A 22,234-nucleotide genomic window follows, 5' to 3' on the forward strand; every position below is an offset into this window, starting at 1 on the left:
GCGCTCTCACTTCTTCGGAAACAGCAGCGTCAGCACCAGCCGCACGCCCCAATCGGGCCCGCCCGTCGGCTTTTCGATATAATAGCGCGCGCCGACACCGATCTGGATCGGCTGCTTCCCCATTTTTGTGAGCTGCGACATGGAGAGATTGACGGGTACAACCCAATTTTCGCCCTTCCAGTCATAGCTGGTCTCGAGATTGACGCCATAGGTCGTCGCCGTTGCTGTGGTATGGCTGTAAAAGGGCTGAAAGAAGGTCGAACTGATGTCGTTGCGCGTGTCGCTGCCGGCTACCGACCAGATATGATTGGCGAGCAGGCCATAGGTGTCCTTGCCAGATTGCTTGAGCAGGACGACGGTGGGCCCGAGCCCCCATTTGTCGCTGCCGAGCACGCGGTCGGTTGCGGTCGGATAAAGTATCGCAGGCCCCACGCCCCAGACGATCCCGCCCGATCCCGTTTGCTTGGGCGAGAAGAAGAAGCTCTGCGTGGTGTCGCCCAGTCCGAACTCGTTGGCCCCCGGCGCCGAAATATCGGACTGATAGACGACGGGCAGGATGGTCCTGACGATCACATTCCATTTCGGTCCGAGGCTGACGGGCACGACCGGCTGGATATTGAGCGTCGACTTGACGCCGCCGCCGTCAGGGCCGCCGCCAAAGTCGATATTCTGCTGCAAGGGCACGCTGATGAGCGAGGCAACCGGGTTCGATAGCTGCTTGGCCAGATCTTGCGATTTGTCCACGGATTCCTGGGCGAGGCTGGCGCCGGGCACCATGACCAGGGCTGTTGCCAGAAGTTTGCGCGCGACGTGGGCCATGAAGTCCTCCACAAATACGCAGATGGCGTAACATTGGGACCACAGGGACGGTATCGGGGTTTAACCCTAGCGCGCAGGGGGAAAAGCGGCACTGGAACGGGCGCCGCAGCGACAAACGTCCGCCCCATAGCGCATAGCCGACTTTACTGAGGAAAATTCGCGTGATGGCCGGTTCGACCTCAAGCGGAGGTTGCTGTCCTCTAAACCGCGTAGCGTTCGGCGGTCTGGCGGATTAGTGCGATCATGTTGGGGATGCCCTGTGTCCGGTTGGAGCTGAGCTGGTTCTTCAGGTCGAAGGGCTCGAGCACATCCTCGATGGCCAGCGTCACCAGTTCCGCGGGTGTCCGGTCCTGAACGATCTGCAGGATGAGCGCGATGATGCCCTTGGTGATCGCGGCGTTGCTGTCGGCAAGGAAATGGAGCCGCCCGTCCCCGGTGCGGGTGGGATAGACCCACACCGCCGCCGAACAGCCGCGCACCAGCGTCGCATCGGTCTTGAGCGCGTCGGGCATGTCGTCGAGCGCGCGGCCCAGATCGATCAGCAGGCGATAGCGATCGTCGGCGTCGAGGAACTCGTACTCTTCCTGGATCTCGGTAATTGCGTTCACGACAGTCATGTCGTGCGCGCTAGCAGGGCCCGCAAGGGGTGGTCTAGCGCTTTTGTCTGCCGGCACACCCTCATCGTCATTCCCGCGAAAGCGGGAATCCATGAACTCGAAATCGTCCGGAAAATTCGGTGTTCCTGGATTCCCGCTTTCGCGGGAATGACGGACTATTGCATTCGGCGCTCAAAGCTCGACGCCGGCGGCGATGGCTTCGAGTTTGCGGATCCGTTCCTTGAGGTCAGCGATCTCGATCCGCGATCCCGCCGTGCTGGGCTGCGCGTCAAGTCGCGCATGCTGAAGCTCGGCGCGCTTGAGGTCGAGCCATCCGCGCCAGCCGCGCAGCGCCGCCCCGGTCATCATGGCGATCGCCGCGAGCGCGGAGAGCGCGATGGTCAGATAGAAAGTCGGGTCTGTCATGTTGCTTCCCCATCCTTGGCGGGCGGGCCTCAGGCCCGGTCCCGTTCGCGCAGCTTCTCGATCTCCCGGTCGAGTGCGCTTGTGTTGTCGGTCGCGAGCCGTTCGAGCACCGCAACCCTTTCTTTCAAAGCCTTCACCTCGTCGCGCAGCCGCTGGGTGTCGGGATCGTGAAGGGCGACGTTGTTGCCCTTCCAGTCCTTGCCCGCGCTGTACCGTGCACGGAGGATGCCGCCGATGGTGACGATGAAGACGATCGCCACGACCATCGAGAACGGATTGTCAAACATCTATGGTCTCCCTGAACCGTCAAATCTCAGTTGCTCTTGCTGCGCAGCGTTTCGATCTCGCGCGTCAGCATGTGGGCCTCGTCGGTCACGATCCGCTCGACATTGGCGAGCCGGTCCTTGATCGATCCGATCTCGGCGCGAAGCTGCGCATTCTCCTGCGTCAGAAGCTTCACGCGCTCGACCGCCTCGTCGCTATGCTTCGGATAGACCGCCTGACCCCAGGCGCCGTCGAGCGGGTAGCCATGACGGATGCGCAGCCAGGTGGTGACCACCCATCCAAGGACCCCGGCCACGCCGACGATTGCGATCAGTGGCATGATACCCTGAACAAAAGCCATTTTCTCGTTCATTTTCTTGTCCCAGTCCTGATGTCTTGGTCAGCGCAGTGCGTCGATTTCGCGGGCGGTGCGGTCGGCGGGATCGGTGGCGATCCGCTCGAGCACCGCGATGCGTTCCTCAAGCCGCGTGATCTGTCCCTTTAACTGTGCGTTTTCATGCGACAGAAGCTCGATTTTTCGATCAGCGTCGGGGTCCTTTCGATCAACGGTGCCACCCCATTCGTTTTCTATCGGATAGCCGTGTTTCGCGCGGATCCATGTCGAGAGCAGCCAGCCCCCCATGCAGATCGCGACGATCGCGATGATGAAACCCGTACCCTGAAACATCATTTTCCTCCCTGTTGACAGCGACTTGCTTAACGCAGGCTGTCGATCTCATCGGCCAGGCGGGTGTTGCGGCTCGTATAATAGAGCTCCACATCCGCCAGGCGGCGATCGATGTCGCGGAACTTGGCGCGGACGTCGCGGGTGGTGCGGGCGGGCGACTGGCGCACGCCCTGCCAGAATTTGGCGTCCTCGGGGCTTTCATAGAGGCCCATCGGCTTGGGGTTGGCGACCCAGGCCGCGACCCAATAGGCGATCAGCGTCCATGGGAAGCCGCCCGCCAGCGTCAGAAGCACCGTGCCGATGCGGACCCAGGTGACGTCGACGCCGGTGTAATCGGCGATCCCCGAACATACGCCCAGCCACTTGGCGTTCTGCTTGTCGAGGTAGAATTTGGTGCGGCTCGCGGACATTTTCGGTCTCTCCCTGTGCGATGCGTTTGATGGTGGGCCGCCGGTCAGCGGCGCTGTTCCAGCCGGGTGATGGTGGTCGGGCCTTCGATGTCGCCCGATTTCCAGTTGGGGTTGTCGGCGGTGATGATGCGCTCGACGGTGTTCAGCCGCTCCTCGAGCCGCCTTGCGGTGTCGTGGAGCTCGTCGAGCAGATTCTCGTCCTCGCGCGTGATGTTTGCGCCCTTCTTCCACTGGGTGACGTAGTGAAGGATGATCCAGGGCATACCGATGAAAAGCATGCCCACGACCACGATGGGGACCAGGACGTCTTCCATCGGATCAGCCCTCCTGTCCGGCGGCCTTGGCCTTCAGCGCGGCAAGCTCGGCCTCGACCTTTTCGGACGAACGGAGCTCGGCGATCTCTTCCTCGAGCGTCTTCTGCGGCGCGCCAAGCTGGAGCGCATCGGCGCGACCCTCGGCCATGTCGACGCGGCGTTCGAGCAGGTCGAAGCGAGAGAACGCCTCCTCCACCTTCTGGCCAGCATAGGCTTCGCGGACCTTGGCGCGGTTGTGCGCGCTTTCGAGGCGGGCGACGATCGAGTTCTGCCGTGCACGCGCTTCGCGCAGCTTCGCCTGCAGCTTCGAGATGTCCTCTTCAGCGGCGCGGAGCGCGTCGTCGAGCACCGCGATCTCGGCATTGAGCTGCCCGGCCATGTCGCCGGCCTTCTGCTTTTCGACCAGCGCGGCCTTGGCCAGGTCCTCGCGGTCCTTGGACAGCGCCAGCTCGGCCTTTTCGGTCCAGCTTTCCTGAAGCTTGTCGAGCTTCACGATGTGGCGGCGCATTTCCTTCTGGTCGGCGATCGTGCGCGCGGCGGAGGCGCGAACCTCGACCAGCGTCTCTTCCATCTCCAGGATGATCATCCGGACCATCTTCGCCGGGTCTTCCGCCCTGTCGAGCAGGTCGGTGACGTTGGCGGCGATGATGTCGCGGGTTCGTGAGAAGATGCCCATTTTGTTGAAACTCCTGAGATGAAATTCTTGGCGGATCCGAAGGGGGGCCGGGGCGGGGCAAGGGGTTCCCGCCCCGGCAGGTTGTGTCGTCAGGCAAGCATCCGGACGACGGGGGTGGGGGCTTCGGCGGTGGTGTCCGCCGCCTGTGCCGGGCCAACCGCGCTCAGCACGCAGGTGGCGCTGAACAGGATGGTGCAGACGATGGCGGTCATGGTGTTGCCGAGCTTGCTGTTGGTCATTTCATGTCTCCCTGACACTTGGCCTGAGTTGTTGTCATGCTGTTGTCCCTTGCTTTGCAGGAGGCGTGCCAATTCTGAAAAATGAAGAAATTCTGCCAATTTTCTTCATGCTGCGTTCATCGGCAGGAAATTTACATTGCCAAGAGTTGGGAAATTTCACTAAGCATCGGGCATGGAGCGCGACAGCACATTCATCGGCCAGTCGATGGCCTTTCTGGACTCGGTCGAACGCGCAAGCCGCGCCGCTGCGCTCAACCGCCCCGTGCTCGTCATCGGCGAACGCGGCACGGGAAAGGAGCTTGTCGCCGAGCGCCTTCACCGGCTGAGCCCGCGTTGGGACGGCCCGCTCATCATCATGAACTGCGCCGCGCTCCCCGAGACGCTGATCGAGGCCGAATTGTTCGGCCATGAACAGGGCGCCTTCACCGGCGCGATGCGCGCGCGACCCGGTCGCTTCGAAGAAGCCGATGGCGGCACGCTGTTCCTTGACGAACTCGGCACGCTCTCTTCCGCCGCACAGGAACGGTTGCTGCGCGCGATCGAATATGGCGAGGTGACCCGGATCGGCTCGAGCCATCCGGTGCGCGTCGATGTCCGCATCGTTGCGGCCACCAACGAGCATCTGCCGGGGCTCGTGGAAGAGGGAAAGTTCCGCGCCGACCTGCTCGACCGGTTGAGCTTCGAAGTTCTGACCTTGCCTCCGCTCCGCGCGCGCGAAGGCGATGTGCCCGTGCTTGCCGATCATTTCGGCCGGCGCATGGCCTCCGAACTGGACTGGCGGCACTGGCCCGGCTTTTCAGATGCTGCGGCGGCGATGCTGCTGGCGCACGACTGGCCCGGCAATGTCCGCGAGCTGCGCAATGTCGTCGAGCGCGCAGTCTATCGCTGGGATGATCCCGAGCGGCCGATCGACGTCATCACCTTCGATCCCTTCGCTTCACCCTGGCGCCCCAGGCCGGTGCCTCGCCAAAGGAGCGAACAGGCTGCGTCCGCACAAGCTGCTGGAGCGTCCCCGGCGTTGCGCGCCGAGATGCAGGGAGTGAACGACCTCAAACTGGCGGTCGAGGCGCATGAGCGGTCGATTCTCGAAGCCGCGCTCGCCCGCCACCGCTTCAATCAGCGCGCGACCGCCAAGGCGCTCAATCTGAGCTACGACCAGTTGCGCCATGCATTGAAGCGGCACGATCTGCTCTGACTTCGCCGATCAGGCGAAACATGCTAGATTTGAGTCATAACAGGAGAGGAGGACGTCATGCGTATCGCATTGAAGTCGGCCATCCCGGCGATCGTCATGATCGCCTGCCTGGGCGCCCCGGCATTTGCTTCCAAAGTGGTGATCGGCGGCGGCATGGCGCGACAATGCTATCTCGACGCCGAACATGAACGCGCAACCAGTTTCGCGATAGCAGGCTGCACCGAGGCGCTTGAAACCGAGGCGCTGACCGCCGACCACACCGTGGCCACCTATGTCAACCGCGGCATACTCTATCTGCAGATCGGCGATCACGATGTGGCAATGCGCGATTTCGATCAGGCCACGCAGCTCGATCCCGATGAACCGGAGGCGTATCTCAACAAGGCGCTGACTTTGTTCCGCACCGAAGACCGCTGGCGGGAGTCGCTGCCACTGTTCGATCTCGCGATCGAAAAGAAGACGCGCCGGCCGGAAATCGCCTATTTCGCGCGCGGCCTCGCGCATGAAATGGCGGGCAATCTCCGCCAGGCCTATAACGATCTCAGAATGGCGGAACAGATTGCGCCCAAATGGAAAGACCCGACGCGTGAGCTTACGCGCTATTCGGTGGTGCCCAAAAGCGGCACGTGACGCGCGCAAAAATTTTGTTTTGAGGTCCACATAAACTGGAGGGACCATTTTGCGGCCGATGCGTTAGGAGGGCGTGCTTTCAACCCCCCAAGAGGTGAATCATGCCCTTCAAATTGCCGGATCTTCCCTATCCCAAGAACGCGCTTGAGCCGCATATGTCGGCCGAGACTTTCGACTATCACCACGGCAAGCATCACAAGGCCTATGTCGACAAGGTCAATGGCTGGATCGGGGAAAAGAAGCTCGAGGGGCTTAGCCTGATCGCGGTCATCGAAAAGGCGAAGAAGGACGGCGACAAGGGCCTGTTCAACAATGCCGCGCAGATCTGGAACCACAGCTTCTTCTGGGAGTGCCTGAGCCCCGATGGCGGCAAGCCCTCGGCTGCGCTGCAGAAGCAGATCGACGACGCCTTCGGTTCGACCGACGACCTTCTCAAGAAGCTCAAGGAAGAATCGATCGGCCATTTCGGCTCGGGCTGGGGATGGCTGGTGCTCAAGGACGGCAAGCTGGCGGTCACTTCGCTCCATGATGCCGATACGCCGGTCGTCTATGGCGACATCAAGCCGCTACTCACGCTCGATGTGTGGGAGCACGCCTATTATGTCGATTATCGCAATGCGCGCCCCGATTATCTCGAGGCGGTGCTCAAGAACCTGATCAACTGGCAGTTCGTCGAACAGAATCTCGACGGCAAGGGCGCCAGCCGCGCCGATCAAACGCAGTAGGTAAGATCCTCCCCAAGCTCTGCTTGGGGAGGGGGACCATGCGAAGCATGGTGGAGGGGTATGGCTCAACGCTATCCCCCTCCACCACTGACCTTCGGTCAGCGGTCCCCCTCCCCGAGCAAGCTCGGGGAGGAACTCAAGTCAGCCCTGCGGCGGTGCGCTTTCGGCGGCTTCCTCGGCGCTGACGGCAAGCCCGTGACGCATCATCATCGGCACGTTGGCGATCATGAACAGCATCGACAACACCGTAACGCCCCACACCTTGAGCGTGAGCCAGAGATCGAAATCAATCGTCAGGCGCATCCCTTCGTTGAGCAGCGCCATGCCTGCGAAGAAGATCGCCCAGTTGCGCGAAAGCTTCATCCAGCCCTCGTCGCTCAGCCCTTCCATCGCGGCCTGCATCAGGGATTTCAACAGCGGCTTGCCCATCAACAGCCCGCCAAAGAGCAGGACGGAGAACATTGTGTAGATGATCGTCGGCTTGATCTGGATGAACTTCGGATCGTTGAAATAGATCGTCAGCCCGCCAAAGCCCACGACAAGCGCGGCCGAGAGCCATAGCATCGGTGAAACCTTGCCGAGCTTCCATTTGGAAACCAGCACCGCAACGACGATCGCGGCCATGAACGCCATCGTGCCCGCGATCAGCCCGATGAACTTGAAGGTCAGGAAGAAGACAAGCAGCGGGCCGAAATCGAGCGCCAGCCCGAGCCCGTCATGCTGCTGTTTTTTGATTTCGGTCGTCATTCTCCGCTTCCTGCAATCGCGTGCGCCAGCTCCGCCGCTTCGAACGGTCGCAGGTCGTCAATGGTTTCGCCGACGCCGATCGCGTGGATCGGCAGGCCATATTTCTCTGCCGCTGCGACGAGGACGCCGCCGCGGGCGGTGCCGTCGAGCTTGGTCATCACCAGCCCGGTGACGCCCGCCACTTCCTTGAACACTTCGATCTGCGACAACGCATTCTGCCCCGTCGTCGCGTCGAGCACGAGAACGACGTCATGCGGCGACGCGGGATTGAGCCGGCCGAGCACACGGCGGATCTTGGCGAGTTCGTCCATCAGCTCGCGCTTGTTCTGCAGGCGCCCCGCGGTATCGACGATGAGCACGTCGATGCCCGTCTCGGTCGCCTGCTTGACCGCCTCATAAACGATGCCCGCAGCGTCGCCGCCCTCGGGGCCGCTGACAATGGGTACGCCGATGCGTTCGGCCCAGACCTTCAATTGCCCGATCGCAGCGGCGCGGAAGGTATCGCCCGCGGCCAGCATCACGCCGTAATCCTGCTCGAGGAACAGGTGTGCCAGTTTAGCGATCGTCGTGGTCTTGCCCGACCCGTTGACGCCAATGACGAGGATCACCTGCGGCCGCGGAAACGCCTCGACCTCGAGCGGCCTGGCGACGGGCGCGAGCACCTTCTCGATCTCTTCGGCGACGAGCGCCTTCACGCCCGCCTCGTCGATGCCCTTATCGTAGCGACCATCGGCGAGCCTTTCGCGGACGCGCGCCGCCATGCCGGGGCCAAGGTCGGAAATGATCAGCGCCTCCTCGATCTGGTCGAGCGTCGCGTCGTCGAGCGCGGATTTGGTGAAGATCCCGGTCAGGTTCTCGCCCAGACGGTCGGACGTGCGCTTGAAGCCGCTGAACAGCTTCTTGTGCCAGGGCGTTTCGCTCATGCGGGCACGCCGGTCAGCGCCGTGCCGTCAACGCCGGTAATCTCGATCTGCATTATCATTCCCGTGTCATTCCGACGAAATTGGGGCGCCAGCCGCACGCGCGCGAAATTCCCGGCATGGCCCGATTGGCCGTCGAGTTCGATCAGTACGCGCTGCCTGCTTCCCATCAGCGATTCGAGCCAGCGCCTTTGCCTTAGCGCAGCCGCGTCGCGCAACCGTCGCGCGCGATCCTTGATCACCGCGCGGTCGAGCTGCGGCATCCGCGCGGCGGGCGTGCCACGGCGTGGCGAATAGGGGAAGATGTGGCCATAGACGATGTCGCAATCGTCGAGCAGTGCCATCGTGTTTTCGAACATCGCCTCGGTTTCGGTCGGGAAACCCGCGATGATGTCCGCGCCGATCGCGAGGTCGCCGCGCGCTTTCTTCAGCCTTTGCACGATCTCGACCGATTGCGCGCGGCTGTGGCGGCGTTTCATGCGCTTCAGGATCATGTCGTCGCCCGCCTGCAGCGACAGGTGGATGTGCGGCATGATCCGCGGCTCGTGCGCTAGAAGATCGAACAGCCGTTCGTCGATCTCGACCGAATCGAGCGAGGAAAGCCGCAGCCGGGGCAGGGCAGGGACGTGACGAAGGATGCGCTCGACAAGCTGGCCCAGAGTGGGGCTGCCCGGCAGGTCGGGGCCGTAGCTGGTGAGATCGACGCCGGTCAGCACCACCTCGCGATAGCCTTCATCGACCAGCGCCTTGATCCGTTCCACCACCGCGCCCGCGGGAACCGAGCGGCTGTTGCCGCGGCCATAGGGGATGACGCAGAAGGTGCAGCGATGGTCGCAGCCATTTTGCACCTCGACAAAGGCGCGCGCATGCTCGGCAAAGCCCGAGGCGAGCTGCGGCGCGGTCTGGCGCACTGCCATGATGTCCGAAACGCGGATATCAGCTCCCTCGCCCCCTTTAGGGGGAGAGGGCCGGGGAGAGGGGGAAGACAGGGCAGGAAGGGACTCCCACGTCGAGGCTGCCTCGGACTCCCCCCTCTCCCGGTTCGGCTTCGCCTCACCACCCTCTCCCCCTAAAGGGGGCGAGGGTCGAAGATAGCTCTCCGCCCGCATCTTTTCGACATTGCCGATCACGCGCGCCACTTCGGGCATGGCCGCGAAGGTTTCCGGTTCGATCTGCGCAGCGCAGCCGGTCACGATCACCTGAGCCTGCGGCCGCGCGCGCTTGGCGCGGCGGATCGCCTGGCGCGTCTGGCGCACCGCCTCGGCGGTAACCGCGCAACTGTTGACGATCACCAGATCGTCGATGTCGGGCACAAGCGCGCGGATCGCCTCGCTCTCGGCGATGTTGAGCCGGCAGCCCAGCGTGATCAGTTCGGGGCCGCTCATCCCAGCCAGCCCGTGTCGATCTCACCTGAATAGACGTGCGTGGCGGGACCCGTCATGCGGATCGTCTCGCCTGGCTTCCAGTCGATGATGAGGTCGCCGCCGGGCAGCGTCACCGTCACCGGTCCCCCCGCAAGCCCGAGGCGGATCGCTGCGACCGCGGTCGCGCACGCGCCTGTGCCGCATGCCTGGGTCAACCCGACGCCGCGTTCCCAGACGCGCAGGTCAATGGCGTTGCGGGTACGGACGGTCGCGATGTTGACGTTGACGCGTTCGGGAAAGAGCGGGTCGGTTTCGATCACCGGGCCGATTGCATCCAGCGCCACCGCATATGTGTCGGGCACGAAGAAAATGACGTGCGGATTCCCGACATTGGCGGCAGTCGGGCGTTCCAGCCCCTCCCAGCCCACGGGCATGTCGCGCGTGTCCATCGCATAGGCGAGGGGGATGGTCTCCCAGTTGAAACGCGGCTGGCCCATGTCGATCGTCGCGCCGGTGCCATTGGTCTTGCCGTGCAATATGCCTGCGAGCGTTTCGATCCTGACATCCTCGCCGAGCAACCGCGCGACGCAGCGTGTGGCGTTGCCACATGCCCCAACCTCACCGCCATCGGCGTTGAAGATGCGCATCCGCGCGTCAGCCACCGTGGACGTCTCGACAAGGATGAGCTGGTCGCAACCCACACCCGTCCGCCGGTCAGCGATCGCGCGAACCTGCGGCTCCGAGAGCGCGACGGGCGCGACGCGCGCGTCGATGACGACGAAGTCGTTGCCAAGCCCGTGCATCTTGTGAAAGCGTACGCCCATGGCCCGCGATCTAGGCATGAGCAGCACCGAAGTCCACAGATGGACCCACGAAATCCTCGATTTCTGGTTGGTCGAAACGCCTCCGGAGGGGCATTTTGCGAAGGACGACGCGCTTGATCGCGAGATCGCGGCGCGCTTTGGAGCCTTGCGCGCGCGCGTGAAGGAGGAAGATGCGGCTGGCTGGCGCGACGACCCCAAGGCGCTCCTCGCCGCGGTCATCCTGTTCGATCAGTTCTCGCGCAACATGTTCCGGGGACAGGCCGAAGCCTTTGCGACCGATGCGCTGGCGCGCGATCTGGCCCGGCTGGCGTTGTCGCGCGGGTGGGATGCGACAATGACGCCCGAAGAACGGCAGTTTCTCTATCTGCCCTTCATGCATTCCGAGGATGATGCCGATCAGGCGCTGTGCGTCCGGCTGTTCGCCGCGCTGGATGAACCCGAAGCGCTCGATTACGCCCGGCGTCATGCCGATCAGATCGCGCGCTTCGGCCGCTTCCCGCAGCGCAATGCAGCGCTCGGCCGGGAAAGCACGCCTCAGGAAATCGAATTGCTCAGCCGGCCTGGCGAAATGTTCTGACGCTGGCGCTTTTGCTCGTCTCGCTCCGCTGCCGCGCGGCGGGGAGCAAATTCTTGTCGGCGAGCAGCTTCCGCACCTGGCTGACCGGCATCGGCTTGCCAAAATGCCAGCCCTGGCCCTTGTGGACGCCGAGGACGCGCAGCCGCTGCTCGATCTCGGCGTCCTCGATTCCTTCCGCGGTTACGGGCAAGCCGAGGCTGTCGCCCAGCCGCGTGATCGCGTTGACGATCGCTGCGCTTTCGGGGTTGTCGTTGATCGACGAGACGAAGCTGCGGTCGATCTTGATGCGATCGAAGGGTAGCGCGCGCAGATGCGCGAGCGAGCTGTAACCCGTGCCGAAATCGTCCAGCGCCAGCTTGATGCCCTGGTTCTTGAGGCTGCCGACGATCGACTGCGCGAGGACGAGGTTCTCGAACAGCGAGCTTTCGGTGATCTCGACCTCGAGCCGTTGCGCTGGATAGCCCGTCTCGACGAGCAGCTTGACGAGTTTCTGCGCGAGCCAGGGATCCTTGAGCTGCCCTGGCGAGATGTTGACCGACAGCGTGAGCGACGGATCCCAGTCGCGGCCATGTTCCATTGCCTGGCGGATCACCGACATCGAAAGATCGCCGATCATTCCGGTTTCCTCGGCGACGGGGACGAACTGGTCGGGCGAGACGAGGCCCTGGGTCGGGCTATCCCACCGGGCAAGGACTTCGAAGCCGTGGAGGCGGCCGGTCGTGAGGTCGATCTGCTGCTCGTAATAAGGAACGAATTCGCCCTTGGGGATGCCGCTCCTGAGCCCTGCCTCGATTGCGTTGCGGATCTGGAGCGCGCGCTCCATCGACGAATCGAACCAGCAATGGCGGTTGCGCCCCGAATTCTTGGCGGCGTACATCGCGATGTCTGCGCGCCGCATCAGCGCCTCGATCGTGTCGCAATCGGTCTCGGATCGCGCGATGCCGACCGACACGCTGATATGGGTGTGGATTCCACCCGCGTCGAACGGCTGCGACAGCCGCGACACGATCTTTTGGGCGACCCGGTTGACGGCTTCGGGGCTGGACGGATCGAACAGGAATGCGCAGGCGAACTCGTCGCCACCCAGCCGCGCCGCGAGCGCGACCGGCGGCATCGCTTTTTCGATCTCCGTTGCCACCGCCTTGAGCAGCGCGTCGCCCGCGGCATGCCCGTGCATGTCGTTGACGTTCTTGAAATTGTCGAGGTCGAGCATCAGCATCGCCACGCATTTTTGACGGCGGTTTGCGCGCGCGAGCATCGCTGCGCCCATTTCGGCAAGCGAGCGGCGGTTGAGGAAACCCGTGAGGGGGTCCTTGGACGCGAGTTCGCGCGCACGCTCTTCGGCGGCGCTGCGTTCCTTCACCTCCCGCGACAGATCGGAATAGCGCCGCCAGCCGAACAGGATGAGCGCGATATTGAGCAGCAACGCGATGACGAGCGTGCGATCGGCGCCGCCGCCTACGCCCGAAATGGCCTTCACGGTGTCGCCGATGACGCTGCCCCCGGTCCCGGCAAACAGCACGATTGCGGCGACGGTGACGCTGCCGGTGATGAGATCGCGCCGCGCGCTGACTACCGCGGAACCGCGCCTTCTCACTGCGCCGGTCTCGTGCGCTTCGGCCATTGGTCCAGTCCCCATTTCCCCAGATGATTGAGCTTTTGGTCAAAAAGCGTGTAGATCAGGTTAAGCGTTAACGGGCCTTGCGCTTGTGCGGGGTTTCCACTATTTGCCCGCCCAAATCGTTCCGACCATGGACGAACCGCACGCGCCCAAGGGTGCCCGCCGACCGACGAGGTTTCGTCCGCCGGCGTGTTTTGCGTTTTGTCCGTGATCGGCGCGGGAAAGGAAACCGGACGATGTTTGAATCCTTGAGCGAAAGGCTCGGCGGCGTATTCGACAAGCTTCGCGGGCGCGGCGCGCTTGGCGAGGCCGACGTGCGCGCGGCCATGCGCGAGGTGCGCATTGCGCTGCTCGAAGCCGACGTCGCGCTCCCCGTCGTCCGTGATTTCGTCGAGAAGGTCACCGAGCAGGCCGTTGGCCAGCAGGTGCTGAAATCGGTCACTCCCGGCCAGCAGGTCGTCAAGATCGTCAACGACGCGCTTGTCGAAATGCTCGGCGCCGAAGCGTCCGAGCTCGAACTGGCGGTCACCCCGCCCGCGATCGTGATGATGGTCGGTCTGCAGGGTTCGGGTAAGACCACGACCACCGCCAAGCTCGCCAAGCGGTTGACCGAGAAGGACCGCAAAAAGGTCCTGATGGCGTCGCTCGACGTCAACCGTCCGGCCGCGCAGGAGCAGTTGGCGACACTCGGCACGCAGACCAGCGTTGCGACGCTGCCGATCGTCGCGGGCCAGCAGCCCGTCGACATCGCACGCCGTGCGCTGCAAGCCGCGAAGCTTCAGGGCTTCGATGTGCTGATGCTCGACACCGCGGGTCGTCTCCACGTCGATCAGGCGCTGATGGACGAGATGAAGGCGGTGGCGGATGTCGCGCAGCCGCAGGAGATCCTGCTCGTCGTCGACTCGCTCACCGGTCAGGACGCGGTCAACGTCGCCAAGAGCTTCTCGGAGCAGGTGCCGCTGACGGGCGTCGTGCTCACCCGCATGGACGGCGATGCGCGCGGCGGTGCGGCGCTCTCGATGCGCGCGGTGACCGGCAAGCCGATCAAGTTCGCGGGTGTTGGCGAAAAGCTCGACGCGCTCGAGGCCTTCCACCCGAGCCGCGTCGCGGGCCGCATCCTTGGCATGGGCGACGTCGTCAGCCTCGTCGAGCGCGCCGCCGAGACGATCCAGGCCGACGAGGCTGAGAAGCTCGCGGCCAAGATGGCCAAGGGCCAGTTCGACCTCAACGACCTGCGTTCGCAGCTTGAGCAGATGAAGCGCATGGGCGGCCTCGGCGCTCTCGCCTCGATGCTTCCGGGCATCAAGAAGGTGCAGAATGCGATGGCCAATGGCCAGGTCGACGACAAGATCCTCGTCCGCCTCGACGCGATCATCGGTTCGATGACGCCCAGGGAACGCACGAAGCCTGAATTGATGAACGCCAAGCGCAAGATCCGCGTCGCCAACGGCAGCGGGACGACGGTGCAGGAGGTCAACCGCCTTCTCAAGATGCATCAGGAAATGTCCACCGCCATGAAGAAGATCAAGAAGATGGGCGGCCTCAAGGGGCTCGGCGCCATGTTCGCGAAAGGCGGGATGGGTGGTCTTGGCGGAATGCTCGGCGGAGGTGGTGGTCAACCGCCCGCCGGCTTGCCCGGAATGCCGGGTCAGGGCGGCATGCCCCAGCTCCCGCCCGGGTTCGACAAGTTTTTGAAGAAGTGATCGTTAAGATTTAGAAAGAAGGAAGAAATACAATGGCAGTTTCCATTCGCCTTTCGCGCGGCGGTTCCAAGAAGCGCCCCTATTACCGCATCGTCGTTGCCGACGCGCGCAGCCCGCGCGATGGCAGCTTCATCGAGAAGATCGGCACCTATAACCCGCTTCTCGCCAAGGACGACGCCAACCGCGTGACGCTCAACGGCGAGCGTGCGAAGCACTGGCTTTCGGTTGGCGCGCAGCCCACCGATCGCGTTGCCCGCTTCCTCGACGTCGCCGGCCTCAGGGAGCGCGCTGCGCGCAACAACCCCAAGAAGGCCGAGCCCGGCGAGAAGGCCAAGGAGCGTCTTGAGGAGAAGGCCGAGAAGCTCGCTGCCGCTGAAGCCGCTGCTGCCGAAGCCGCCGCTGCGCCTGCGCCGGTCGAAGAGCCCGCCGTCGAGGAAGCTGCTGCTGAAGCAGAAACCGTCGAGGTAGTCGCCGAGGCCGTCGAGGCCGCGACCGAAGAGCCGACCCCCGAAGCCGAAGCAGTCGTCGAAGCGGCTGCTGAGGAAGTGCCTGCCGCCGAGGAAACTCCGGCTGCTGAAGAAGCGCCCGCCGAAGAGGCTGGCGAGGAAAAGGCCGAGGGCTGATCCTTGTCTGATCGTTCCGTCACGCTTGCCGTCATCATCGGCGCGCACGGCGTGACGGGCGAGGTGCGCCTGAAGCTGTTCACCGATGGCGTGGACAGCCTGAAGGCGCACAAGCGCTTCAACGATGGAGCGCTGACGCTGAAGAGCGTGCGCGATGGCCCCAATGGCGCCATCGCCCGCTTCGCAGAGATCGCCGATCGCACCGCCGCCGAGAGGGTGCGCGGCACCGAGCTTACGGTCCCGCGCGATGCGCTCCCGCCGCTGGCCGAGGGCGAATATTATCACGCAGACCTGATCGGTCTCCCTGCTGTCTCCACCGAGGGTGAGGCGCTCGGCAGCGTGGTCGCAGTCGAGAATTTCGGTGCGGGCGACGTGATCGAGATCGAACGCCCCACAGGCAAGCGCTTCATGGTGCCGATGTTCGCCGTCCCCGAATGGGGCGAACGTGTCGTGATTGACGCTGCATTCGTCGAATAGTATATACATTCCGTATATACGGAGTTCGCCATGAACCATCATCGTAGCGTCAAAGCCGCGCATCAGTTGATAGCGCGTACGTTCAAATCGGGCAATTCAATGGCGCTTCGCTTGCCCAAGGCGCTGGGGTTCAAGGTCGGCGAAGAGGTTATCATTACCGATAATGAGGATGGCACGTTCAGCATCCGACGCGCTGATGACGATCCATCGGCCTCGCTCGACGCGCTCTATGGTGCTTTCTCGAAGGATTTCATGGCAAAGGGCCGTGGCGACATCGAACAGGCGGAGCGTAACTGGAGCGAAGGTCGGAGCCGGGGCGGAGACGCCTGACCTTGTATCTCCTTGATACGAATGTCTGCATCGATTTCGCGCGCGGACGCAGTGAAGCCCTGCGCCAACGCATGCGCGCCGCCTTGTCCCATGGATTGGTCATGTCGGCGATCACCTACGGCGAACTGGCTGTCGGGAGCCGTGATTCCAGCGATCCCGAGTGTGATTGGCGGAAGCTGGAAAAGCTGGCCGAGATCGTTTCCGTAGTTCCATTCGATGAAACTGCGGGTGAGGCCTATGGACGATTGGGCCGTGCCGTCGGCGTCCGACGCAAAAGTTTCGACCGGCTGATTGCGGCGCATGCGCTTTCACTGGAATTGACGCTCGTCACCAATAACGAAGCCGACTTTGCCGATGTGCCCGGTCTGAATATCGAGAATTGGTCGGCGTGATGGATGCTGGTGGTCTTTTCGTCATAGCGCTTTTGGGCCTGCCTCCGATGATTGCGGGCGCTTTGGTCGGAGCATTTTCGTCAAGCTTCGCGTCGTGCTTTCGTCGTTCACTGTTAATAGCCCTCTCTTGGTCAATTTTTCCGATTACAGTGATGGGCCATCAAAACAATTCCGGAGAAAACTATTTGTCGAACTGGATTTTGATACTGTCGATATCAACGCTTTGCGCTTTTGTATCATCGCTATTCTTCTTGGCGTTAATGCGAGGTGTCGCAGCATTGTGGCGGACGTTGCGGGCAGGCGGAAGCTTATGACCTTCGCTGCCCAGATCCTCACACTCTACCCCGAGATGTTCCCCGGCCCCCTCGGCCAGTCGCTGGCCGGCCGCGCGCTTTCCGAGGGGCGCTGGTCGTGCGACACGGTCCAGATCCGCGATTTCGCGACCGACAAGCATCGCTCCGTCGACGACACGCCTGCAGGGGGCGGCGCGGGAATGGTGCTCAAGCCCGACGTCGTGGCAGCCGCGGTCGACCATGCACTGGCGCGCCAGCCCGATGCACCGATCCTTGCCATGACGCCGCGCGGTCGGCCGCTGACGCAGGAACGCGTCCGCGCACTCGCCGCGGGACCCGGTGTCACCATTCTCTGCGGCCGTTTCGAGGGATTTGATGAGCGTTTGTTCGAGGCGCGGCCGGTCGAGCCCGTCTCGATCGGCGATTATGTGCTGTCGGGCGGCGAGACCGCTGCGATCGTACTGTTAGATGCTTGCATTCGGCTGCTTCCCGGCGTAATGGGCGCGGCTTCGAGCGGAGACGAGGAAAGCTTCGAAAGCGGCCTCCTCGAATATCCGCATTATACCCGGCCCGTCGAATGGGAAGGGCGCACGATCCCCGAAGTGCTGCGATCGGGGGATCATGCGAAGATCGCCGCCTGGCGGAAACAAAGGGCGGAGGAAGATACACGGCTAAGGCGGCCGGACCTTTGGGAGCGCCACAGTGGCGCTCGGGACCAGTCGCCCTCTGGTGCGCAGCGCGAGAAGAAGAAGGACAGATGAGATGAACCTCATCCAGCAGATCGAAGCTGAACAGATCGCCAAGTTCAACGAGGCGAAGAAAATCCCCGAATTCCGTCCCGGCGACACGCTGAAGGTCGGCGTGAAGGTCGTCGAAGGCGAACGCACCCGCGTCCAGAACTATGAGGGCGTCTGCATCGCGCGCTCGAACAAGGGCATGGGCTCGTCGTTCACCGTCCGCAAGATTTCGTTCGGTGAAGGCGTCGAGCGCGTTTTCCCGCTCTATTCGCCCAACATCGAGTCGATTGACGTCGTTCGCAAGGGCGCCGTCCGTCGCGCGAAGCTCTATTATCTGCGCGGCCGCACCGGCAAGCGCGCGCGTATCGCGGAACGCCGCGAGGTTCGCGACACCGCTTCGGCTTGAGCCGCGGCGTAAGCACTTTCGAACGGGCGTCGGTAGCGATATGGCTGCCGGCGCCCGTTTCGTTTTGCGGGCATTTCGCGGGTAGGTTCCTCCAATCCGTTCGTCCTGAGTAGCCGTTGAGCTTGTCGAAGTGAACAAGTGAGGCTTGCCCCCGGCAATCCTCAGCCAAGCCGGGGGCTTGGCGGGCTTGTTCACCGTATCGAAGGATTGGCTGGGCACGTCCTTCGATACGAGCCCTCGCCAAGCTCGGTCTCTACTCAGGATGAACGGAACGGGGGGTAAAATGGTAAGGATTCAAGGATGCTGGGAAAATGGCTGCTGGCGGGCGTTGCGTTGATTTCGGTTCAGGTCTCTCCCGCCATGGCTGAAACCACCCAGCAGGAACTGACGCTAGAGCGCATCTTCGGCAGCCCTGACCTCAACGGCCCTCGGCCGCGCGCATTGAAGCTCTCGCCCGACGGTACGCTGGTGACGCTTCTGAAGAACCGCGCCGAGGATCGCGACCGCTACGATCTCTGGGCGATCGACACGAAGACCGCGCGCGCTTCGATGCTTGTCGATTCGGCGAAAATCGGCAGCGGCGCCGAGCTTTCCGAGGAAGAGAAGATGCAGCGCGAGCGCGCGCGCATCGGCGGCACGCGCGGGATCGTCGCCTATGACTGGGCGCCCGACAGCAAGAGCCTGCTCGTGCCGCTCGATGGCGATCTGTTCCTTGCGACGCGTGACGGCAAGGTCCGCCGCCTGACCGAGACAAAGGCGGGCGAACTTAACGCGACGATCAGCCCCAAGGGTGGCTTTGTCTCGTTCGTGCGCGACCAGAACCTGTTCGCGCTCGATCTTAAGAGCGGTCAGGAAAAGCAGCTTACCCGCGACGGCGGCGGCACGCTGAGCTGGGGCGTGTCCGAATTCGTCGCGCAGGAGGAAATGGACCGCACCAAAGGCTCGTGGTGGTCGCCCGACGATGCGCGCATCGCGGTCGCGCGCGTCGAGGAAAGCGGCGTAATGATCGTCAGCCGCGCGGCGATCGGCGCCGAAGGCACCAAAGTCTATGACCAGCGTTACCCGCGCGCGGGCACGCCCAATGCGAAGGTCGACCTCTACGTCATGCGGGCCGACGGGGCCGAGGCGGTGAAGGTCGATCTGGGCAATGACCCCGATTATTATCTCGCGCGGGTCGACTGGCTGCCCGATGGCAGCGCGCTCATCGTCCAGCGCGAGAACCGAGCGCAGACCGAGCTCGAGTTGCTCAAGGTCGATCCGGCGACGGGCAAGGCAACGCCGCTCCACACCGAAACGAGCAAGACCTGGATCAACCTATCCAACGATCTGCGCGCCCTCCGAGACGGCAGCCTGATCTGGACCTCGGAGCGGAGCGGCTTTTCGCATATCTATCACTGGAAAAACGGCCAGTGGACGCAGCTCACCAGCGGCGACTGGGCGGTCAGGGAAGTGGCGGGGGTCGATCAGGCCAAGGGGCGCGTCTATTTCCTCGGCAATCGCGAAACCCCCGTCGAGCAACATCTCTATTCGGTGGACATAGCGAAGCCCGGCGCGATCACGCGGCTGACCGAAGCGGGATGGTGGAATACCGCGGTGATGGACGCCGGCGCGACGCGTGCGATCATCACGCGATCGAACCCGAGCCAGCCCGAACAGGTCTATCTCGCCGACGCCAGCGGTAAGCGTCGCGCCTGGATCGAGGAAAATGCGCTCAAGGGTCAACATCCCTATGCGCCCTTCGCCGAGAGCCACGTTGCGCCGACCTTCGGCGCGATGAAAGCCGCCGATGGCAGCACGCTCCACTACAAGCTGCTCACCCCGAAGATCGAGCCGGGCAAGCGCTATCCCGTCTTCGTGCAGGTCTATGGCGGTCCGGGCGGCGGGCGTCAGGTGACGGCTGGCTGGGGAGGCGGGCTGCATCAATATCTTGTCGACCGGGACTGGGTAGTGTTCTCGGTCGACGGGCGCGGCACGCCCGATCGTGGCAAGGCGTTCGAGGATCAGATCCACAAGGCGATGGGCACTGTCGAGGTGCAGGATCAGTTGGCGGGTGTCGCATGGCTGAAGCAGCAGGCGTTCGTCGATCCGACGAAGATCGCGATCTATGGCTGGTCCTATGGCGGCTATATGACGCTAAAGCTGCTTGAGGCCGCACCGGGAGCCTATGCTGCCGGCATTTCGGGGGCACCGGTGACGCGCTGGGAGCTTTATGACACCCATTATACCGAGCGCTATATGGGCAATCCCGCAACCGAGCTCGCGCCCTACGCAAAATCAGGCGTGCTGGGCGACGCGACGAAGATCGCCGATCCGCTGCTCCTCATCCACGGCATGGCCGACGACAATGTCGTCTTCGAGAACTCGACCGCGCTGATGGCGACGCTCCAGCAGGCGGGCAAGCCGTTCGAGACGATGGTCTATCCGGGACAGACGCACCGCGTCGCTGGGGACGGCGTCAGCGTCCATCTCTGGCGCACGATCCAAAACTTCCTCGACCGCGAAGTGCTGGGGCAGAAAGACTGAACTATTTCCATGTCATTCCCGCGAAAGCGGGAATCCATGCAGTGCCCGGCAAGCGCGGGTGCGGCTGAAGCATCGTCTGCATCCCCGCTTTCGCGGGGATGACATTCAGTCCTCCATCCGCACAAACTGCACAAACCCGGCAACGAACTCGCGCAACCGCTCGCGCATCGCCTCGTCGATCAGATTGCCCTCGGCATCGAACGCCTGGCCCGCGCGCGAGACGAGCAGGCGCCCGCCGTACCAAGGCCGTGTGCCCAATGTGCGCAGGACGGGCAGCCAGTCATTCTGCGCCAGGATCGTCCCGAACCCGCCGGGCGAAGCGCCGAGCACGGCCACCGGCCTGCCGCCGAACACCTTGCCGATGTCAGCGGCGGGGCGTGACGCCCAGTCTATCGCGTTCTTGAACACGCCCGGAATGCCGTTGTTGTATTCGGGCGTCGCCAGCAACAGCCCGTCGGCGCCGATCATCGCCTGCTTGAGCGCCGTTACCGCCTGAGGAATACCGTCGGCCTCGACATCAGCATCGTAGAGCGGAACATCGGCGATCGAGGCAATCTCCAGCGTCGCGCCCTCGGGCATCAGCGCCTCGGCGGCGCGCAGCAGCCCGGCATTGTACGATGCCTTTCTCAGGCTTCCCGAAATCCCGACGATCCTGGTCATCCGCGCAATCTCCCTTCACCGGCAAACTGCCCCGCGTCTGCCGGAAAGGGAAGAGGTGCTCCAGGCTTTTAGCGTGAAGCTGCATCACAATCCGCTCATCCTGAGGAGCCGTTGAGCCTGTCGAAACGGCGTCTCGAAGGACGCACACAGCCGGTCCTTCGAGACGGGCCTTCGCCTGGCTCAGTCCCTCCTCAGGATGAGCGGATTGATGTCACCTATAATGCTCTAATGAATCGGCTGATTGGGCAACCCGCTGCGGTCCACGACGCGCGTGTAGAGATGCCACGTCGCATAGCCGAGGATCGGCAGGACGGCGGCGAGCCCGACGAACAGGGGGATCGCGCCGATCACCAGCAGCGCCGCCACCATCAGGCCCCAACGCATCATCACGCCGAAATTCTCGCGCACCGCACGGATCGAAGCGCGCATCGCTTCGCCGGCGTCGACATCCTTGTCGACAAGCAGCGGCAGCGCGATCACGCTGACTGCCATTGCGATCAGCGCGAAGCCGAGGCCGATCAGGTTGCCGATGATCATCATCGCCCACCCCTTGGGCGTAGTTAAGAGCTGGGTGAGGAAAGTCGTGATCGACGTCGAGGCCTCGGTTCCGAAGAACACGCCATAGATCAGCGCTGCGGTGAACACCCAGGCGATGAAGATGCCGATCAGGATCACGGCCACGCCCATGATACCGTCGAGCGCCTCGCTCTTGCGGACGTCGAAGAAATGCCGCCAACGCGATTCCAGTCCAGCCTCGCGCCGCCGCGCCAGCTCGTAGAAGCCAGTGCAGGTGAGCGGCCCCAGCAATGAAAGCCCGGCCGCGATCGGAAAGAGCAGCGGAAGCATGTCGTTGCCCAGTGCTCCGACCGCGGCCACGATTCCTACCAATGGATAGATGAGTCCCGCAAAGAAGAGGTCACCGCGCTTCGCCATGAAATCGGTATAGCCCTCGCGGAGCGAGGCCCGAAGGTCGTCCGTCCCGATCTTGCGGATGGGAATTTCGCGTGGCGTTGCTACTGGCTGTGTTACCGCGGGCGTGGCGACCATGTTCCATC

At 63.3% G+C, this 22,234-nt stretch carries 29 protein-coding genes; 12 read left to right on the forward strand and 17 right to left on the reverse strand.

The window, feature by feature from the left end:
* Window positions 1-6: 6 nt before the first annotated feature.
* From D3876_RS12745 to D3876_RS20515, 10 genes are all read right to left on the reverse strand, one after another.
* Entirely contained in the window at window positions 7-819 is an 813-nt protein-coding gene (locus D3876_RS12745) for a hypothetical protein (RefSeq protein ID WP_119762708.1), read from the reverse strand.
* Window positions 820-1,019: 200 nt separating this feature from the next.
* Window positions 1,020-1,436, reverse strand: a complete 417-nt coding sequence (locus D3876_RS12750; protein WP_119762710.1) for a SufE family protein — start codon at window positions 1,434-1,436, stop codon at window positions 1,020-1,022.
* Window positions 1,437-1,607: 171 nt separating this feature from the next.
* Window positions 1,608-1,841, reverse strand: a complete 234-nt coding sequence (locus D3876_RS12755) for a hypothetical protein (RefSeq protein ID WP_119762711.1) — start codon at window positions 1,839-1,841, stop codon at window positions 1,608-1,610.
* Between the two features lie 29 nt (window positions 1,842-1,870).
* Window positions 1,871-2,128: a hypothetical protein gene (locus tag D3876_RS12760; protein ID WP_119762713.1), complete on the reverse strand. Its 258-nt coding sequence runs from the start codon at window positions 2,126-2,128 to the stop codon at window positions 1,871-1,873.
* A 26-nt stretch (window positions 2,129-2,154) separates the two neighbouring features.
* Window positions 2,155-2,466, reverse strand: coding sequence for a hypothetical protein (locus D3876_RS12765; RefSeq protein WP_119763832.1), 312 nt, complete (start codon window positions 2,464-2,466; stop codon window positions 2,155-2,157).
* Between the two features lie 39 nt (window positions 2,467-2,505).
* Entirely contained in the window at window positions 2,506-2,796 is a 291-nt protein-coding gene (locus D3876_RS12770; protein ID WP_119762715.1) for a hypothetical protein, read from the reverse strand.
* A 26-nt stretch (window positions 2,797-2,822) separates the two neighbouring features.
* Entirely contained in the window at window positions 2,823-3,203 is a 381-nt protein-coding gene (pspC, locus tag D3876_RS12775; protein WP_119762717.1) for an envelope stress response membrane protein PspC, read from the reverse strand.
* Between the two features lie 44 nt (window positions 3,204-3,247).
* Window positions 3,248-3,517, reverse strand: a complete 270-nt coding sequence (gene pspB, locus D3876_RS12780) for an envelope stress response membrane protein PspB (RefSeq protein WP_119762719.1) — start codon at window positions 3,515-3,517, stop codon at window positions 3,248-3,250.
* A gap of 4 nt (window positions 3,518-3,521) precedes the next feature.
* Complete coding sequence (gene pspA, locus D3876_RS12785; protein WP_119762721.1) at window positions 3,522-4,193, reverse strand: phage shock protein PspA; 672 nt, start codon at window positions 4,191-4,193, stop codon at window positions 3,522-3,524.
* 89 nt (window positions 4,194-4,282) lie between these two features.
* Window positions 4,283-4,432, reverse strand: coding sequence for a hypothetical protein (locus D3876_RS20515; protein WP_182912005.1), 150 nt, complete (start codon window positions 4,430-4,432; stop codon window positions 4,283-4,285).
* Between the two features lie 172 nt (window positions 4,433-4,604).
* Here D3876_RS20515 and pspF point away from each other — a divergent pair, with 172 nt between their 5' ends.
* From pspF to D3876_RS12800, 3 genes are all read left to right on the forward strand, one after another.
* The gene (gene pspF, locus D3876_RS12790; RefSeq protein ID WP_119762723.1) at window positions 4,605-5,627 is read left to right on the forward strand and encodes a phage shock protein operon transcriptional activator; all 1,023 of its coding nucleotides are present in this window, start codon (window positions 4,605-4,607) and stop codon (window positions 5,625-5,627) included.
* Between the two features lie 57 nt (window positions 5,628-5,684).
* The gene (locus D3876_RS12795) at window positions 5,685-6,257 is read left to right on the forward strand and encodes a tetratricopeptide repeat protein (RefSeq protein ID WP_119762725.1); all 573 of its coding nucleotides are present in this window, start codon (window positions 5,685-5,687) and stop codon (window positions 6,255-6,257) included.
* Window positions 6,258-6,358: 101 nt separating this feature from the next.
* On the forward strand, window positions 6,359-6,982 hold the full coding sequence (locus D3876_RS12800; protein ID WP_119762727.1) for a superoxide dismutase: 624 nt from the start codon (window positions 6,359-6,361) through the stop codon (window positions 6,980-6,982).
* Window positions 6,983-7,123: 141 nt separating this feature from the next.
* Here D3876_RS12800 and ispZ read toward each other — a convergent pair whose 3' ends face one another.
* The 4 genes from ispZ to dapF are packed head-to-tail and all read right to left on the reverse strand — an operon-like array spanning window position 7,124 to window position 10,837.
* Complete coding sequence (ispZ, locus tag D3876_RS12805; RefSeq protein WP_119762729.1) at window positions 7,124-7,729, reverse strand: septation protein IspZ; 606 nt, start codon at window positions 7,727-7,729, stop codon at window positions 7,124-7,126.
* Complete coding sequence (gene ftsY / locus D3876_RS12810) at window positions 7,726-8,652, reverse strand: signal recognition particle-docking protein FtsY (RefSeq protein WP_119762731.1); 927 nt, start codon at window positions 8,650-8,652, stop codon at window positions 7,726-7,728. The genes ispZ and ftsY overlap by 4 nt, the downstream gene beginning before the upstream one ends.
* A complete protein-coding gene (gene mtaB, locus D3876_RS12815) occupies window positions 8,649-10,034 on the reverse strand; it encodes a tRNA (N(6)-L-threonylcarbamoyladenosine(37)-C(2))-methylthiotransferase MtaB (RefSeq protein WP_119762733.1) in 1,386 nt (461 codons plus the stop codon). The genes ftsY and mtaB overlap by 4 nt, the downstream gene beginning before the upstream one ends.
* Complete coding sequence (dapF, locus tag D3876_RS12820; RefSeq protein ID WP_119762735.1) at window positions 10,031-10,837, reverse strand: diaminopimelate epimerase; 807 nt, start codon at window positions 10,835-10,837, stop codon at window positions 10,031-10,033. Before dapF ends, mtaB begins: the two co-directional genes overlap by 4 nt.
* On the opposite strand from dapF, the gene D3876_RS12825 reads away from it, so the two are divergent.
* A complete protein-coding gene (locus tag D3876_RS12825; protein ID WP_119762737.1) occupies window positions 10,836-11,414 on the forward strand; it encodes a DUF924 family protein in 579 nt (192 codons plus the stop codon). The two genes, dapF and D3876_RS12825, sit on opposite strands and share 2 nt — an antisense overlap.
* Here the strand turns inward: D3876_RS12825 and D3876_RS12830 are convergent.
* Window positions 11,389-13,038, reverse strand: coding sequence for a putative bifunctional diguanylate cyclase/phosphodiesterase (locus tag D3876_RS12830; protein ID WP_119762739.1), 1,650 nt, complete (start codon window positions 13,036-13,038; stop codon window positions 11,389-11,391). The two genes, D3876_RS12825 and D3876_RS12830, sit on opposite strands and share 26 nt — an antisense overlap.
* Before the next feature lie 233 nt (window positions 13,039-13,271).
* Between D3876_RS12830 and ffh the strand changes: the two genes are divergently transcribed.
* The 8 genes from ffh to D3876_RS12870 all read left to right on the forward strand — a co-directional run bounded on the left by ffh (window position 13,272) and on the right by D3876_RS12870 (window position 20,519).
* Window positions 13,272-14,738: a signal recognition particle protein gene (ffh, locus tag D3876_RS12835; RefSeq protein WP_119762740.1), complete on the forward strand. Its 1,467-nt coding sequence runs from the start codon at window positions 13,272-13,274 to the stop codon at window positions 14,736-14,738.
* A 32-nt stretch (window positions 14,739-14,770) separates the two neighbouring features.
* Window positions 14,771-15,361, forward strand: coding sequence for a 30S ribosomal protein S16 (gene rpsP, locus D3876_RS12840; protein WP_119762742.1), 591 nt, complete (start codon window positions 14,771-14,773; stop codon window positions 15,359-15,361).
* Window positions 15,362-15,364: 3 nt separating this feature from the next.
* A complete protein-coding gene (gene rimM, locus D3876_RS12845; RefSeq protein WP_119762744.1) occupies window positions 15,365-15,838 on the forward strand; it encodes a ribosome maturation factor RimM in 474 nt (157 codons plus the stop codon).
* A gap of 30 nt (window positions 15,839-15,868) precedes the next feature.
* Window positions 15,869-16,168 (forward strand): AbrB/MazE/SpoVT family DNA-binding domain-containing protein, encoded by a 300-nt coding sequence (locus D3876_RS12850; RefSeq protein ID WP_119762746.1) that lies wholly within the window; start codon window positions 15,869-15,871, stop codon window positions 16,166-16,168.
* Window positions 16,169-16,170: 2 nt separating this feature from the next.
* Window positions 16,171-16,560 (forward strand): type II toxin-antitoxin system VapC family toxin, encoded by a 390-nt coding sequence (locus tag D3876_RS12855; RefSeq protein ID WP_238475352.1) that lies wholly within the window; start codon window positions 16,171-16,173, stop codon window positions 16,558-16,560.
* A 310-nt stretch (window positions 16,561-16,870) separates the two neighbouring features.
* Window positions 16,871-17,614, forward strand: coding sequence for a tRNA (guanosine(37)-N1)-methyltransferase TrmD (trmD, locus tag D3876_RS12860; RefSeq protein ID WP_119762750.1), 744 nt, complete (start codon window positions 16,871-16,873; stop codon window positions 17,612-17,614).
* Between the two features lies 1 nt (window position 17,615).
* Window positions 17,616-17,996, forward strand: a complete 381-nt coding sequence (rplS, locus tag D3876_RS12865; protein WP_119762752.1) for a 50S ribosomal protein L19 — start codon at window positions 17,616-17,618, stop codon at window positions 17,994-17,996.
* A 300-nt stretch (window positions 17,997-18,296) separates the two neighbouring features.
* Window positions 18,297-20,519, forward strand: a complete 2,223-nt coding sequence (locus tag D3876_RS12870) for a S9 family peptidase (protein WP_119762754.1) — start codon at window positions 18,297-18,299, stop codon at window positions 20,517-20,519.
* A gap of 105 nt (window positions 20,520-20,624) precedes the next feature.
* Here D3876_RS12870 and D3876_RS12875 read toward each other — a convergent pair whose 3' ends face one another.
* Together D3876_RS12875 and D3876_RS12880 are read right to left on the reverse strand one after the other, a co-directional pair.
* Complete coding sequence (locus D3876_RS12875) at window positions 20,625-21,179, reverse strand: NADPH-dependent FMN reductase (protein WP_119762756.1); 555 nt, start codon at window positions 21,177-21,179, stop codon at window positions 20,625-20,627.
* A gap of 225 nt (window positions 21,180-21,404) precedes the next feature.
* On the reverse strand, window positions 21,405-22,226 hold the full coding sequence (locus D3876_RS12880) for a DUF2189 domain-containing protein (RefSeq protein WP_119762758.1): 822 nt from the start codon (window positions 22,224-22,226) through the stop codon (window positions 21,405-21,407).
* Window positions 22,227-22,234: the final 8 nt, after the last annotated feature.

It is taken from the genome of Sphingomonas cavernae (assembly GCF_003590775.1).
In the GTDB taxonomy this organism is placed as follows: domain Bacteria; phylum Pseudomonadota; class Alphaproteobacteria; order Sphingomonadales; family Sphingomonadaceae; genus Sphingobium_A; species Sphingobium_A cavernae.

Bases quoted from the DNA above. Each gene is read 5' to 3' on its own strand.
- D3876_RS12745 (WP_119762708.1), bottom strand. From the start codon at position 819: ATGGCCCACGTCGCGCGCAAACTTCTGGCAACAGCCCTGGTCATGGTG.
- D3876_RS12750 (WP_119762710.1), bottom strand. From the start codon at position 1,436: ATGACTGTCGTGAACGCAATTACCGAGATCCAGGAAGAGTACGAGTTC.
- D3876_RS12755 (WP_119762711.1), bottom strand. From the start codon at position 1,841: ATGACAGACCCGACTTTCTATCTGACCATCGCGCTCTCCGCGCTCGCG.
- D3876_RS12760 (WP_119762713.1), bottom strand. From the start codon at position 2,128: ATGTTTGACAATCCGTTCTCGATGGTCGTGGCGATCGTCTTCATCGTC.
- D3876_RS12765 (WP_119763832.1), bottom strand. From the start codon at position 2,466: ATGGCTTTTGTTCAGGGTATCATGCCACTGATCGCAATCGTCGGCGTG.
- D3876_RS12770 (WP_119762715.1), bottom strand. From the start codon at position 2,796: ATGATGTTTCAGGGTACGGGTTTCATCATCGCGATCGTCGCGATCTGC.
- pspC (WP_119762717.1), bottom strand. From the start codon at position 3,203: ATGTCCGCGAGCCGCACCAAATTCTACCTCGACAAGCAGAACGCCAAG.
- pspB (WP_119762719.1), bottom strand. From the start codon at position 3,517: ATGGAAGACGTCCTGGTCCCCATCGTGGTCGTGGGCATGCTTTTCATC.
- pspA (WP_119762721.1), bottom strand. From the start codon at position 4,193: ATGGGCATCTTCTCACGAACCCGCGACATCATCGCCGCCAACGTCACC.
- D3876_RS20515 (WP_182912005.1), bottom strand. From the start codon at position 4,432: ATGACCAACAGCAAGCTCGGCAACACCATGACCGCCATCGTCTGCACC.
- pspF (WP_119762723.1), top strand. From the start codon at position 4,605: ATGGAGCGCGACAGCACATTCATCGGCCAGTCGATGGCCTTTCTGGAC.
- D3876_RS12795 (WP_119762725.1), top strand. From the start codon at position 5,685: ATGCGTATCGCATTGAAGTCGGCCATCCCGGCGATCGTCATGATCGCC.
- D3876_RS12800 (WP_119762727.1), top strand. From the start codon at position 6,359: ATGCCCTTCAAATTGCCGGATCTTCCCTATCCCAAGAACGCGCTTGAG.
- ispZ (WP_119762729.1), bottom strand. From the start codon at position 7,729: ATGACGACCGAAATCAAAAAACAGCAGCATGACGGGCTCGGGCTGGCG.
- ftsY (WP_119762731.1), bottom strand. From the start codon at position 8,652: ATGAGCGAAACGCCCTGGCACAAGAAGCTGTTCAGCGGCTTCAAGCGC.
- mtaB (WP_119762733.1), bottom strand. From the start codon at position 10,034: ATGAGCGGCCCCGAACTGATCACGCTGGGCTGCCGGCTCAACATCGCC.
- D3876_RS12825 (WP_119762737.1), top strand. From the start codon at position 10,836: ATGGCCCGCGATCTAGGCATGAGCAGCACCGAAGTCCACAGATGGACC.
- dapF (WP_119762735.1), bottom strand. From the start codon at position 10,837: ATGGGCGTACGCTTTCACAAGATGCACGGGCTTGGCAACGACTTCGTC.
- D3876_RS12830 (WP_119762739.1), bottom strand. From the start codon at position 13,038: ATGGCCGAAGCGCACGAGACCGGCGCAGTGAGAAGGCGCGGTTCCGCG.
- ffh (WP_119762740.1), top strand. From the start codon at position 13,272: ATGTTTGAATCCTTGAGCGAAAGGCTCGGCGGCGTATTCGACAAGCTT.
- rpsP (WP_119762742.1), top strand. From the start codon at position 14,771: ATGGCAGTTTCCATTCGCCTTTCGCGCGGCGGTTCCAAGAAGCGCCCC.
- D3876_RS12850 (WP_119762746.1), top strand. From the start codon at position 15,869: ATGAACCATCATCGTAGCGTCAAAGCCGCGCATCAGTTGATAGCGCGT.
- trmD (WP_119762750.1), top strand. From the start codon at position 16,871: ATGACCTTCGCTGCCCAGATCCTCACACTCTACCCCGAGATGTTCCCC.
- rplS (WP_119762752.1), top strand. From the start codon at position 17,616: ATGAACCTCATCCAGCAGATCGAAGCTGAACAGATCGCCAAGTTCAAC.
- D3876_RS12870 (WP_119762754.1), top strand. From the start codon at position 18,297: ATGCTGGGAAAATGGCTGCTGGCGGGCGTTGCGTTGATTTCGGTTCAG.
- D3876_RS12875 (WP_119762756.1), bottom strand. From the start codon at position 21,179: ATGACCAGGATCGTCGGGATTTCGGGAAGCCTGAGAAAGGCATCGTAC.
- D3876_RS12880 (WP_119762758.1), bottom strand. From the start codon at position 22,226: ATGGTCGCCACGCCCGCGGTAACACAGCCAGTAGCAACGCCACGCGAA.